This window comes from Paenibacillus sp. FSL K6-0108 (genome assembly GCF_045040695.1).
Lineage (GTDB): Bacteria > Bacillota > Bacilli > Paenibacillales > Paenibacillaceae > Paenibacillus > Paenibacillus pabuli_B.
On sequence record NZ_CP150288.1, the window covers coordinates 197186 to 211206 of the forward strand.

Genomic DNA, 14021 nt, shown 5'->3' on the forward strand with positions numbered 1-14021 from the left:
GTGCGGTCAAGCTGTCAGATTATTGTGCCGGTTATGATATGAGATACGCCAGTTTGCCACGTATCCTGTCTATTAAGATGGCTGAGCGGTACCGGGTATGCTTTTTTGATGATGCTGGAAAGAATCGTTGTTGTAAGTTTGCTGATGGGTGCGTAGTTTGTTGGGATCGTGGGTAAGATAGTTAAGAAAAGTTTGTTCATGCTCATGAATTGTCTGCACTTCGGTACTCAACTTTACTTCCCTTGAGGGACGCGGTATAATATGTAGACGCTAGAGCATTATATGTGTATTGGTTAAACTTGCACAGTTGCTCAGCCTGCTGGAATGTCTTCCAGCAATCTGTACTATATCGGTGATTTGTCCTGTGTTATGATGTTCTTGTAGCAAGCAGGAATGCCGAGTTTGAAAGAAGCATCTTTTTACCTTGGAGGAAAAAGATGTGCAGCACCTTTGCTCCGTATTCACGGATTAATCCTGGAGCCCTTCTTATATGAGGGGGCGTTTATGGATTCGACGGGGATAGTTCGAGCATGGGTAGCGGGTAGTGGGGACGCGTCCACTTCATCAACGCTAAAGCCTATTAAACGGCAAACAACAAACAAACTACGCTTTCGCAGCCTAAGAAACTGTGTGCGTGCTTCTAACCTGCATCGCCCATGTGACAGGATTAGGGGCTAACAAGTAGTGGGATACGCTGTCACATCTCCGCCTGGGGTGTGCTGAAGAAGACAATCAGGCTGACCCAACGTATAGCCGGTTACGGGGCGATACTCGGGTGACATCAAAACTGTGACTACACCCGTAGAAGCTTATGTGTCGTTATCTTCGGACAGGGGTTCGACTCCCCTCGCCTCCATTCTGTAAATCCACACCTGAAAACAGGTGTGGATTTTTTAATATGTACTTACGTCATCTTTTCTACTCCCTGCAAGCAGGTGTCCTGAATTCTCTTAATTTTTGTTGCTATAGCAGTTATAATTGTATTTAGTAACGAAGTGTAAAGAATTATCAAAGTAGTTTGTTTTTTATTGAGTTTTCTTTACATATAAATTGCTCGATATACTTCAATTATATATTATTATTCGAAAAAACTCTCTAACCAATTAAGGAGATTACTCATGATCAACTTCCAAGATAAAGTAAGTTTCATTTGGTCAATCGCAGAGATCTTGCGTGGACCGTATAAACCAGAGGACTATGGTAAAATTGTCTTACCATTAGCTGTATTACGTCGATTTGACTGCGTATTAGAGAGCACCAAAGAGGAAGTATTAGCAAAGGCAGAGCAGTTTGCTGCAATGAATGAAGATGCTCGTGAGCCGATTTTAAATCGTGTTTCAAAGCAAAACTTCCACAACACAAGTAAATATGATTTTGATAAGTTATTAACAGATTCTGATAACATTGCTGATAACTTGCGTGACTATATGAATGGTTTCTCAAAAGTGGCTCGTGATATTATGGATCACTTTGATTTTGACCGCCAAATCGATAAACTAGAGCAGAACAACTTATTATACTTAACGATTAAACGCTTTAGTGAGATTGACTTACATCCAGAAACAGTTTCAAACATTGAAATGGGTTATGTATTTGAGGAACTAATTCGTCGTTTCAATGAGAATGCAGAAGCAGGGGATCACTACACACCACGTGAAGTAATTCGTTTAATGACGCATTTATTGTTCCTCCATGATGATGCGAGTATTTTAAGGAAGCCAGGCTTAACACAAACGTTATATGACTGTGCAGCTGGTACAGGTGGTATGGGTTCTGTGGCACAAGAGTATTTACTAAGTCAAAATCCAACAGCACACTTGGAGTTCTTTGGTCAGGAAATCAATCCTGAATCATATGCAATTTGTAAAGCAGATTTGCTTATAAAGGGAGAAGACGCACGCAATATCCGTTTAGGCAATACGTTGTCAAACGATCAATTCCCACGTGAAAAATTCGATTACTTAATATCAAATCCCCCTTATGGTGTGGACTGGAAATCATATGAGAAGCCAATTAAAGAAGAACATGAGAAACAAGGTTTTGATGGACGTTTCGGTCCTGGTACACCTCGTACAAGTGACGGGCAACTATTATTCCTAATGCACTTATTATCAAAAATGAAGCCAGTAACAGCGGATAACCCACAAGGATCTCGTTTAGCGATTATTATGAACGGTTCACCATTATTTACAGGTGATGCGGGATCTGGTGAAAGTGAAATTCGTAAGTATATTCTTGAGAATGATTTAGTAGAAGGCATTGTGGCGTTACCGAACGACCTTTTCTACAATACAGGTATTGCAACGTACATTTGGATTTTAACGAACAATAAAGCACCTCTTCATAAAGGGAAAGTACGTTTGGTCAACGCCGTAGATTTCTCGAAAAAAATGAAAAAGTCGATGGGGAGTAAACGTAACGAAATCACAGAAGAGCAAATAAACGAAATTGTTCGTTTATATGGTGACGCACAGCCAAACGAATACGTGAAGATTTTTGATAATGAAAACTTTGGCTACGCAAAAATTACAGTAGAACGTCCATTACGTTTAAACTTCCAAGTAAATGAAGAGCGTCTTGCACATGTAGTAGAGGAGAAAGGCTTTGAGAACTTAGCAACATCAAAGAAAAAGGGTGACGCAGGTCATTTTGAAATCGAAGAAGGTAAAAAGCTGCAAACGCAATTATTATATGTTTTACGTACGTTAGAAAATGACAAAGTATATAGAAATCGTGACGAGTTCACGAAAGTAGTAAAAGATGCATTGAAGCAAGCTGGTATTACTATCGGAGCTCCAGTATTAAAAGCAATTTTAGCAGGGCTCTCTGAAAAAGATGAAACAGCTGATGTATGTATGAAAAATAAAACACAAATCGAGCCAGATACGGATTTACGTGATACTGAAAATGTACCATTAAAAGAAGACATCTATACCTTCTTTGAACGAGAAGTATTACCACATGTACATGATGCATGGATTGACGAGACAAAAACAAAAATCGGCTACGAAATTCCATTCACTCGTCAGTTTTATAAATACACAGCACTACGCAGCTCAGCTAAAATTATGGACGAGATTCGTGCGTTAGAAGCGGAGCTTGCTGAGCAGTTGAAGAAGGTGATGGAATGAGGCCTTTATTCGAAATAGAGAAAACGTCAATTAATATTGATTGGAAAGTGTTAAAAATAAAACGAGTATTAGATATACCTATTACTGATGGACCTCATGAAACGCCAGAACTATTGGATGAGGGTATTCCTTTCTTATCAGCTGAGTCTGTAAAAAAGGGAAAGTTAGATTTTAACTTAAAGCGAGGATATATTTCTCGAGAAGACCATAAAAAGTATATAAAGAAGTGTAAGCCACAACGAGATGATATTTTTATGATTAAGTCAGGTGCTACTACTGGCAACGTAGCAATGGTGGAAACTGATGAGGAGTTTAGTATTTGGTCTCCACTTGCATTAATTAGAGCAGATAAAGAGAAAATAATTCCGAAATATTTATATTATTTCATTGGTTCATCTGCATTTAGAGAGCAAGTAGAAATTAGTTGGAGCTTTGGTACTCAGCAAAATATAGGAATGAAGGTAATTGAGAATTTATTTCTTTCAGTACCATCTTTACATTTTCAAGAAAAGTTAGTGCAGTACATGGAAAGTAAAGTAGTGCAGATTGATAAACTAATTGAGATGAAGGGGGAAATAATTCATTTATTAGAACAACAACGCCAATCAATCATCACAGAATCTGTTACAAAAGGTTTAAATCCGGATGTGAAAATGAAAGATTCAGGTGTTGAATGGATTGGTGAGATTCCAGAGCATTGGGAGGTTAAACGTTTAAAAAATGTTTTAGCTTTAAATCCAAGTAAAAATGAAGTAGATGCTCTAAAAGGACTTGGAGTGACATTCTTACCTATGGAAAATATCTTAGCACCAAATGAAGTTAATATTAGTATAACTAAGAATATTGAAGAAGTTTATTCTGGATATACGTATTTTAAAAATAATGATTTAGTAGTGGCAAAGGTAACACCTTGTTTTGAAAATGGAAATATAGCTGTTATGCAAAACTTAAAAAATAGTATTGGTTTTGGTACTACTGAATTACATGTTCTTAGAGCAAAACCTAAGCAAAATATTTATTTTTATTTTTATTTGGCACAGTCTGCCCCATTTAAACAAGAAGGCGTTTCAACGATGTATGGTGTTGGTGGATTAAAGCGAATTCCGAGTGAATTTATTTTAAATTACAAGTTTGCAATGCCATCTGTATCAGAACAAAATGAAATCGTAGAGTTTTTGAATGAGAAATGTACAGAGCTTGAATGTATTAAAAAGTTAATCAACGGACAGATTGAAAAATTAAAAGAATATCGCCAATCCCTAATCTACGAGGCGGTAACGGGCAAAATTGATGTACGTGATATGGAACTCGATTAAGTGAGGTGAGTTGTGATGGCTGTGGATACTTCAGAAAAAGGTTTTGAAACGAATATCGAAATAGCATTAATTGCGAATGGCTATAAAAAGCGTGTGTTAGAAGGAGAAGAGAGTGCTGCATTCAAGCAGCATGCTATCGACGTAGAAGAGCTATTTTCTTTTTTAGAGGCTACGCAGGAAAAACGTATGCGTACGCTAGAGAAATCGTATGGTCCTTCATATAAAGGAGAAGTTTTAAAACGTATTAAAGACCAGCTACATCGTCAAGGTTTGGTCGAATGTCTACGTAAAGGGATTAAAGACCGTGGTGTGACATTACAGCTTGCGTATAATAAGCCACCTACGGCTATGAATAAAACATTAAATGAGCAGTATGGGAAAAACCGCTTTAACGTTGCTCGCCAAGTGTATTACAGTGATAAGCATAACAATAGCTTAGATATGGTGCTATTTTTAAACGGTTTGCCGCTTGTTGTGATGGAGCTAAAAAATCCATTAACAAATCAAACAGTTGAGCATGCGATGAAGCAGCTAAAGACAGACCGTAATCCACGTGAGCAACTGTTTAAATTTAATGAGCGGGTTGCCGTTTACTTTGCTGTTGACCCAGATGAAGTATTTATGACGACAAAGCTTGATAAAGACAAAACATACTTCCTACCTTTTAACAAAGGCAATAATGGTGGTAAAGGTAATCCGTTAACTTACGGTGACAATTATCGTACGCATTATTTATGGGAAGAAATTTTAGCCCCAGATAGCTTGCTCGATATTTTATACCGCTTCATCTTTATTAAGAAGGACGACATTAAAGATTCAAACGGCGAAACGATAGGTGAGCGTCAGATGCTCATTTTCCCCCGTTTCCATCAGCTGGATGTTGTACGTAGGTTAGAAGCAGATGTTGCACAAAAGCTTGTCGGTCATAATTATTTAATTCAGCACTCTGCGGGATCGGGCAAGACGAACTCAATTTCGTGGCTTGCACACCGTTTAGCGAAGCTACATAACGAGGACAATAAATCCATTTTTAGTAGTGTAATCGTTATTACCGATCGCCGAGTGTTAGATAAGCAATTACAAGATGCAGTGTATCAGCTGGAGCATAAAGCAGGGATGGTAGAGCCGATTGATAAGGATTCAGAGCAATTAGCACGTGCTATTAATAATGAGACTCGTATTATTATTACGACGCTTCAAAAGTTCCCGTTCATTTTAGAAAAAGTAACGGGCTTAGAGCGTAAAAAGTATGCGGTCATTATTGATGAGGCGCACTCATCCCAAGGCGGTAAAGCTTCAACTGCATTAACGAATGTGTTATCGGATAAAACGTTAGAAGCAGCTTATGAGGAAGACCGTATTGCGGAAGAAAACTTAGATGATGTGGACGAAAAAATCGTTGAAGCAATCATGAAAAGTGGTAAGCAAGATAACGTATCTTTCTTTGCATTTACGGCGACACCAAAGCCGAAGACATTAGAGAAATTCGGTACAGTTGGTGTAGATGGTAAGCCAGCAGCATTCCATCAGTACACAATGCGACAAGCAATTGAAGAAGGTTTTATTTTAGATGTGCTTGAAAACTATACGACCTATAAAACATTCTGGAAAATTGCAAAGACAGTAGACGATGACCCAGAGGTATCACAAAAACAAGCAACGAAAAAGCTAGCGCAATACGTGTCACTACATCCGCATAGCATCGCACAAAAAACAGAAATTATTATCGAGCATTATCGTAATTTTGTACAGCGCAAAATTGGTGGTCGTGCAAAGGCAATGGTTGTAACAGCGAGCCGTTTACATGCAGTACGTTACAAACTGGCTTTCGATAAGTATATTAATGAAATGAACTACAATGATTTAAAAACAGTAGTCGCTTTCTCAGGTACGGTGAAAGATAGCGAGATTAATTATACCGAGCCAGAAATGAATCAGTTCTCTGAAAAAGAGTTACCTGAAAAATTTAACTCTGACGAATACAAAGTGCTACTTGTTGCGGAAAAATATCAAACTGGATTTGATGAACCACTGTTGCACACAATGTATGTAGACAAGCCATTAAGCGGTATTAAGGCGGTGCAAACACTATCTCGTTTAAATCGTACATGCCCTGGTAAAGACGATACATTCGTATTGGATTTTGTAAATGACCCAGAAGAAATGAAGGCGTCTTTCCAGCCTTATTATGAATCGACAAGTCTATCAGAAATTACTGATCCAAATATCCTTTATGATATGCAGGCCGAGCTAGAGCCATATCAAGTGTTTACGGAAGAAGAAGTGCAAAGGGTGAATGAGCTTGAGGTAATAGGCGGTGTGAAGAAGTCTACGAAGGCTCAAGCCGAGTTAAATGCGGTCCTCGATAAAGGTGTGGAGCGTTTTAAAAAGCTTTCGGTAGAAGAACAATTCGCATTTAAACAAGCGGCTACAAAATTCATACGTACTTATGGCTTTATATTGCAAGTTGTAACATTTATAGATTTAGGTTTGCACAAAGAATACATTTACTTAACGTACTTTTTGCGTAAATTACCACGTGGACAAGGAGACAAAGACGTTTACTTGGCTGATGATGTAGCACTTGAATATTATCGTAATCAGAAAATGTTTGAAGGTAGCATTGTGCTTGAGAAAACAGGCGGCTACGACTTAGATCCTCAGAAACATGGTGCTAGTGGTGTAGCTGAAGATGAAATAGTTCGTTTATCGAGCGTGTTAGATAAGTTAAATGAGCGCTTCGGTACACAATTCACAGAAACGGATTTCCTTTCTCGCGAGCAAGTAAAAGAAGATATTTTAAATGATGAAGACCTTCGCCGAAGAGCAAAAAACAATACAAAAGAAAATTTTAAATTTGCCTTTGAAAAATCTTTTATGAATTTTGTTATTGACCGTATGAGCAGTAATCAAGAGTTTTTTATGAAGATATTGGAAAATAATGAATTTAAAACGGTGATTATGGAAGATATGATGAATGAAGTTTATATGGAAGTAAACAGTTGATATAATAATCATTTATGTATATTTACCTAAAATATATAAAAATTATAAAACATTTACTTTTACGAATCTTTCAAATAAGATATAAAGCAATTATTGTCTGATCGAAAATAATTTATTTCATTCTGGCATTTAACATCTATAAACATTTACGTTTTTTTTAAGCAGATATATTTCGAAAGGGCACTACTCATATCAGAAAGACTTAAAGATACCCTCTTTGGAAAAGCTACATACATTCATTGCGGTCGTATATCAATCGCATTCTTATGTTAGTCAGCAAAATATCGTTTTATTTAGGATGCTGTTGCGTTCGGTTTAAATATGAAGGGATCTCATTAGGGAAATGAAGAGGATGTACGTTACCTCTTTGGACTATCCCGAACAGTCTCAACAAAACTAGTCGCCGAATTGTGGTTTTGAACAGTCACGGTTTGCTCCCATTAGAGTCAAGGAACCATCAACCAGCGTTCTAGTTGGTGGTTTTTCTGTTTATGATATAATAAGCATAAATTTAGATTGGGGGGACTCCAGATGTTTGAAAATCGAGAACAGCTCCAAGAAATTTTAAATAAAGCAAATCAACATGCACGGAAACAAGCTAAAGAATCAGGTGCCTCTATTTATTATATAAAGAACAACAAACGTGTGGATGCTGCCGGTAATAAATTCGAAATTATATTTGATGTTACTGGGAAACGCCAGGAGTTTTGAGTATCATGAGTGAAATCAGACCAGTTATGACTGTGTTTGCTGGAACAAATGGAGCGGGGAAAAGTACACTCAGTATGCAAATGAGAGAGTAGCTTGGTGAACTGGTTGATCCGGATCAAATTGCAAGAGAGTTGAAGCCAGAGAATCCGCGCAGTGCTGACTTGTCTGCTGGCAGGGAAGCTGTGAAAAGAATCCAATCTCTCATTAAAAGTGGTGTAAACTTCGCTATTGAAACGACATTGTCCGGATCATTTGTTTTAAAACATATGGAATTTCTAAAGAAAACAGTTACGAAATTGTCGTTTACTATATCGGCCTTGAGGATGTTCAAATGCATATAGATCGTGTTGCATCTCGTGTTGAACAAGGTGGACATTGGATTGCAGAAGAAGACATTCGTTATCGATATGGTCAGTCATTGAAGAATCTTAAACCGGCTCTAGCCATTGCAGATCAGGTTATCATCATTGATAATACATACGAGCCTTTAATTGTTGCTGAAATTAAACAGAGTAATTTGGTCTATTCTGTTGAGTCCATACCTGGTTGGGCTAATCCTGTTCTTGTGGGTTACTGATACTTGGGTGACATCAAAACTGTGACTACACCCGTAGAAGCTTATGTGTCGTTATCTTCGGACAGGGGTTCGACTCCCCTCGCCTCCATTAGAATTAGCAAAAAACCATCAACCAGTTATTCTGGTTGGTGGTTTTTTATTTATGCTCAATTTATAGAGGGACTCGAGATGATTATAAATCGAGAACAGAAAATCTAAAAAGATATAGATTTAAACCTAGCAAATGATTTTATGAATTGATAAAATTTATAAAACGCTAAATCTAAATTGAAAATGAAATGAAATGAGATGATTATAATGGCGATTAAGCATGGAATATGGAGAGTTACCGATGATGAGGTTAGAGAAGTAAAAAATGTTACTTTAGATTTAGAAATCGAGCTTGAAAAAATTATCCAATCCAATCCAGCTGTACTAGATGACAATTGGCTGATTATCGGAAGACAAGTCATGACTGAGTTTAATACATACATTGATTTATTAGCAATTGATAACAGCGGCTCAATAATTATTATTGAATTAAAAAAACATAAAACAAGTCGAGAAGTTGTGGCACAGGGACTAGATTATGCATCATGGGTTAAAAGCTTGTCAGCAAGTCAAATTTCCGCAATATATGAGTCTTATATAGCCAGATACTCTCAAAAACAAAATAGTTTAGAGGAAGAATATTACGAAAAATTTAAGATTAAACTCGAAGAAGAAAGTATTAATCACTCTCATCAGATTGTTATTGTAGCGGCTGAATTGGATTCAAGCACTGAAAGAATTGTAGAGTATTTGAGTGACTCTCTTATACCGATAAACGTCATCTTTTTCACTGTCTTTGAAGAGGAATCAACTAGATATATAAGCCGTGCATGGATGATTGATCCACAAGAGACCTTAGATAATGCATCTATTGTAGTTAAAGATAAGGAGCCTTGGAACGGAGAGTATTATGTTTCTTTTGGTGATGGAATGAGTCGTAGTTGGTCTGACGCTTTAAAATACGGATTTATCTCAGGGGGCGGCGGAGAGTGGTACTCACGTACACTTAATCAATTATCTATTGGTGACCGAGTGTGGGTTAATATTCCTGGTGTTGGTTATGCTGGTGTTGGAAAAGTTACGGATACAGCCAAAAAGGCAGATGAAGTTTTCTTTGAAGAAAATGGAGTCGAACAGAATATATATCAACTTAGCAATAATGCAAATTACTATAAAGAGTTCTTATATGATGATGATCGTGCTGAGTTCATTGTAAAAGTGGATTGGATTAAGGCTCTGCCTGCGAATGCAGCTATATCGGAGATTGGTTTTTTTGGAAACCAAAACACCGTTTGTAAGCCGCGTGCTTCTAAATGGATGCATACCATTAATCGCTTAAAAAGCATTTGGAAGATACAGTAGTGTCTTAGAATATGCGTGCTTCTACCCTGAATCGCCCATGTGACAGGATTAGGAGCTAACAAGTAGTGGGATACGCTGTCACATCTCCGCCTGGGGTGTGCTGAAGAAGACAATCAGACTGACCTTATAAAGACCTTGTTACGGGGTAATACTCGGGTGACATTAAAACTGTGACTACACCCGTAGAAGCTTATGTGTCGTTATCTTCGGACAGGGGTTCGACTCCCCTCGCCTCCATTAGAGTTAAGCAAGAGCCGCCAACCAGTGATCTGGATGATGGCATTTCATTTAAAAAAAGGAGTCAGGCGCTCAAGGTGAAAGCCAAACTGACTTCATATTTTGGAATAACTATCCCTTTTATCCTTGGCAATCTTCTGAAAACATGATGACGAATCGAAGCCGACTTTGGCAGAGTTGGAGGATGGTTTGCCTTTGCCAGACAGCTTATGTAATGGAATCCTGATGCTCGAATCGTGGCACTGACCGCCATCCTATTCCAATTGCATACTGTGATCTCTGGACTAGACCAGAGCATATAATCATGGAATAATAAGGGAGAATGTAGACAGGCAGTTGCAGAGAGGGGCATTGCTTTATGGTCAATATCGCTTTGGTAGAGCAGGAATCTGTTCGGGAAAAGGTTGTGGCGTTCACGTTTGATGATGGGCCTCATCCGGTGTATACACGTCAAATGCTTGAGATATTCCGCAGTGCGAGTGGGCGGGCGACGTTTTTCATGATTGGCAAAGAGATGGAGGCTCACCCGGAGATTGCGGCGGAGGTGCACCGTGAAGGGCATGAGATCGGAAACCATACGTACACGCATCCGGACCTGACAAAGCTGACGCTGAAGGAAGCCGGAGAGGAACTGCAACGCGCAGAAAGTCTTGTTCAAGAAATTACAGGGCAACCTGCCCGCTGCTTCCGCCCTCCGTATTTTGGCGTAAATGATGACATTCTGTCTCTGGCGGCGGAGCGCGGATATCAAACGATTGGTGCGGTCAACGGCGATGCGAGGGATTGGGACAATCCCGGCGTTGAGCACATTCTGGAGCATACCCGGTCTGCGGTGAAACCCGGTAGCGTGCTCATATTCCATGACGGGTACGGGGATCGTTCCCAGACGGTGGAGGCGGTTCGAGTGCTGGTGGATGAACTTGTCGCGGAAGGGTACCGATTGGTCACGGTAAGTGAATTGTTGAGATTTTCTTCGTAATCGATAAACAGAGTATTGTAGATTGGGCCCATCATTCATTGGAATGATAGGGTCCTCTTTCTTGTCCAGTATCCACCAGCCCCAGAAGTTTAATTATTAAAAATGGGTTCCGTGCGAAGCAAATAGTTACCCCTTACCTCCGCGGCCCAATTGGCAAAGACTTCTCTCCATTGAACACTGTTAAAGAAATCTTCTACGGATTGATTGTCGGAATCCCAGTCTACAAATATGTTAAGAGGTGTGATTCCTCCGGCCCAGATGCCATTGCTGACGTCCGTTCCCTTTTCTCTCACCAATAAGATTGGAATGCCGAATTGAAAAGCCATAGCAGGCTCAATTTGAGAAAAGGTCGATCCTTCCCAGAACGGAGTGGTCGTTGGAGGCTTCCCTACATTGGATTCAAGAATTTGAACATAAAATCTGCGGAAGTTGATTGCGAGCAAACCATAGCTTGAAAAAACCAGGCGTCGTATATTCGTCAGGATGTTTTCCGGGTATTGTTCACTAACGGGCAATGTGCGGGGAAAGAGCAATGCATCCTCAATTTCCGCAATGAGACGGTTTAAAAATTGTTCTTGCAGGTCATTTACCGTGTTGGTTGTACTCAAAAATATAGGAATACGAAAAGCTCGGTCCACGCAGGCATCGATAGCCGATGATGTGCCCTTTTCATTATGGATGGGCTTATTCGCATTTGAGGCGGAAGTTCTCAAATGGCCACGGACGGGTGGAAGCTCCGTTACCATGCTTACGGGGGAAAGCTTTTTCATGGCAATATGCTGCGTCTTAGCCTTATTTTTTGTATTACTCAATGTTCACATCTCCAATGCAAGGATCTGGTTTTTATTTAGCCCCAGTCTATGCACATTAGCCCATTTGTGTGACGTGATACTCATAAAGGGGTATGTATCCTTTACCCATCAACCGATTACTGTAATTTTTTGAAATTTTACTTCGTACTAGAATGTAACTTATAATAATAAGTTAATATAAACCGCGTCAGGAGGATACAATGGACTTTATCAAAAATCAACTAGACGGAACTGGCATGAGTGAACAAACCATTGGATATCTTTCGAATTTGATCATGGTGGTATTTATAGCTGTGGTCTCCATACTGGCCAATTTTATAGCCAAAAAAATCGTACTGAAGATTATTATCCAAATCATCAACAACAATCGGTACACGTGGGATAAAATCATTGTGGAGAAAAAAGTGTTCCACAACCTCTCGCATCTGGTACCGGCGATTATCATTTATTATTCTGCGTATGTCTTCCCGTCCTATCAAGCTTTGATTGAAAAAGCAGCTTTAACGTATATGATCGTCATCACCATCACGGTATTAAATGCGTTACTTAATGCCTTTGATACCATATATCGTTCCTATGAAGTCTCCAAGATCAGACCGATTAAGGGATACATTCAGGTGGCCAAAATCGTTCTTTTCATTATTGGGGGCATTATCGTTATTTCGAGCCTGATTGGTCAGAATCCGTTAATTATTCTCAGTGGACTTGGCGCTTTATCAGCCGTTCTGATGCTCGTCTTTAAGGATTCCATATTGGGACTGGTGGCGGGTGTGCAATTATCATCGAATGACATGGTGCGTGTGGGTGACTGGATTGAAATGCCCAAATATAATGCCGACGGCGACGTCATCGATATTACGTTAAACACGGTAAAGGTTATGAATTTCGATAAAACAATTACGATGATTCCAAGCTACGCGCTCATCTCGGATTCATTCAAAAATTGGAGAGGCATGCAAGTATCCGGTGGCAGAAGAATTAAACGAAGCGTCTATATCGATACAAGCAGCATCAGCTTCTGCACAAAGGAAATGATTGGGGAGTTTCAGAAGATTCACTATCTTACAGACTATCTCGAGACCAAATTAAATGAAATTAACGAATACAACATAGAACACCACATTAATACGGAAAGCATTGTAAATGGTAGACAGCTTACGAATGTGGGTGTATTCAGGGAATATATCCATCAATATTTGAGGAATCATCCGAAAATTCATAAGGATATGACGTTGATCGTGAGACAGTTAGCGCCGGGAGATAACGGACTGCCACTTGAAATTTATGCATTCAGCAATGATATCACCTGGAGCGTGTATGAATCGGTTCAAGCGGATATTTTTGACCACATCTTCGCCGTTGCGCCGACCTTTGGACTTCGTGCCTTCCAAAATCCAACAGGACATGATATTGTGCAACTCAAAGAAAGCCCCCAATATTCGAGAGGATATTGAGATATGTTATTTACCTAATCCAATATGAATATGAACAGAGGAAGCACCGTAAAGGTGCTTTTTTTGTGTTTAAAAAGTGACATATATACCATTTACAAAAATGGAAATAATTAATAGTATAATTATATGGGCATGATTTCCAGTTCTTATTTTTGAAGCTATATAAAATCAACTAAATATTTACACGAGAACGTAGAGGACAGAAATAACCTGAAGAAGCGGAGCTAAAAGTTTTCTGAAAGAAAGCTGCATCGGAAGCATACGCCTCGCCTTTATCCCCGGATTTTCCCCTTTGAAAAAGGGAATCCAAAAAAATCTGGGGATAACAGCGATCGTAAGGTTATTCTGTCATCGGAGTGGCAAGTGTTAATTATTTTTTAGTTCAATTTATATAGAAATAAAATGT

General features: G+C 39.0%; 8 protein-coding genes, 2 other RNA genes and 1 pseudogene. 10 read left to right on the plus strand and 1 reads right to left on the minus strand.

Annotated features, from left to right (window positions below; translation table 11 throughout):
• Positions 1-494 precede the first annotated feature (494 nt).
• From ssrA (MHB49_RS00935) to MHB49_RS00975, 9 genes and pseudogenes are all read left to right on the plus strand, one after another.
• Positions 495-859, plus strand: a transfer-messenger RNA (tmRNA) gene (gene ssrA, locus MHB49_RS00935).
• A gap of 259 nt (positions 860-1118) precedes the next feature.
• Positions 1119-3131, plus strand: coding sequence for an N-6 DNA methylase (locus MHB49_RS00940; protein WP_405154678.1), 2013 nt, complete (start codon positions 1119-1121; stop codon positions 3129-3131).
• Positions 3128-4447 carry a restriction endonuclease subunit S gene (locus MHB49_RS00945; RefSeq protein WP_405154679.1) on the plus strand — a complete coding sequence of 440 codons (1320 nt, stop codon included), beginning with the start codon at positions 3128-3130 and terminating at the stop codon, positions 4445-4447. Before MHB49_RS00940 ends, MHB49_RS00945 begins: the two co-directional genes overlap by 4 nt.
• A 15-nt stretch (positions 4448-4462) precedes the next feature.
• A complete protein-coding gene (locus MHB49_RS00950; protein WP_405154680.1) occupies positions 4463-7453 on the plus strand; it encodes a type I restriction endonuclease subunit R in 2991 nt (996 codons plus the stop codon).
• 531 nt (positions 7454-7984) lie between these two features.
• Positions 7985-8164: a hypothetical protein gene (locus tag MHB49_RS00955; protein ID WP_405154681.1), complete on the plus strand. Its 180-nt coding sequence runs from the start codon at positions 7985-7987 to the stop codon at positions 8162-8164.
• Between the two features lie 331 nt (positions 8165-8495).
• On the plus strand, positions 8496-8741 hold the full coding sequence (locus tag MHB49_RS00960) for a hypothetical protein (protein WP_405154682.1): 246 nt from the start codon (positions 8496-8498) through the stop codon (positions 8739-8741).
• Positions 8742-9038: 297 nt separating this feature from the next.
• Positions 9039-9317, plus strand: a pseudogene (locus MHB49_RS00965) (endonuclease NucS domain-containing protein); the annotation flags it as partial.
• A 713-nt stretch (positions 9318-10030) separates the two neighbouring features.
• Positions 10031-10373: a transfer-messenger RNA gene (ssrA, locus tag MHB49_RS00970) on the plus strand.
• Between the two features lie 355 nt (positions 10374-10728).
• Positions 10729-11349: a polysaccharide deacetylase family protein gene (locus MHB49_RS00975; protein ID WP_405154683.1), complete on the plus strand. Its 621-nt coding sequence runs from the start codon at positions 10729-10731 to the stop codon at positions 11347-11349.
• Positions 11350-11438: 89 nt separating this feature from the next.
• On the opposite strand, the gene MHB49_RS00980 is transcribed toward MHB49_RS00975, so the two are convergent.
• Complete coding sequence (locus tag MHB49_RS00980; protein ID WP_405154684.1) at positions 11439-12161, minus strand: hypothetical protein; 723 nt, start codon at positions 12159-12161, stop codon at positions 11439-11441.
• 200 nt (positions 12162-12361) lie between these two features.
• Here MHB49_RS00980 and MHB49_RS00985 point away from each other — a divergent pair, with 200 nt between their 5' ends.
• Positions 12362-13615 carry a mechanosensitive ion channel family protein gene (locus MHB49_RS00985; protein WP_405154685.1) on the plus strand — a complete coding sequence of 418 codons (1254 nt, stop codon included), beginning with the start codon at positions 12362-12364 and terminating at the stop codon, positions 13613-13615.
• The last annotated feature ends 406 nt before the right edge of the window (positions 13616-14021 follow it).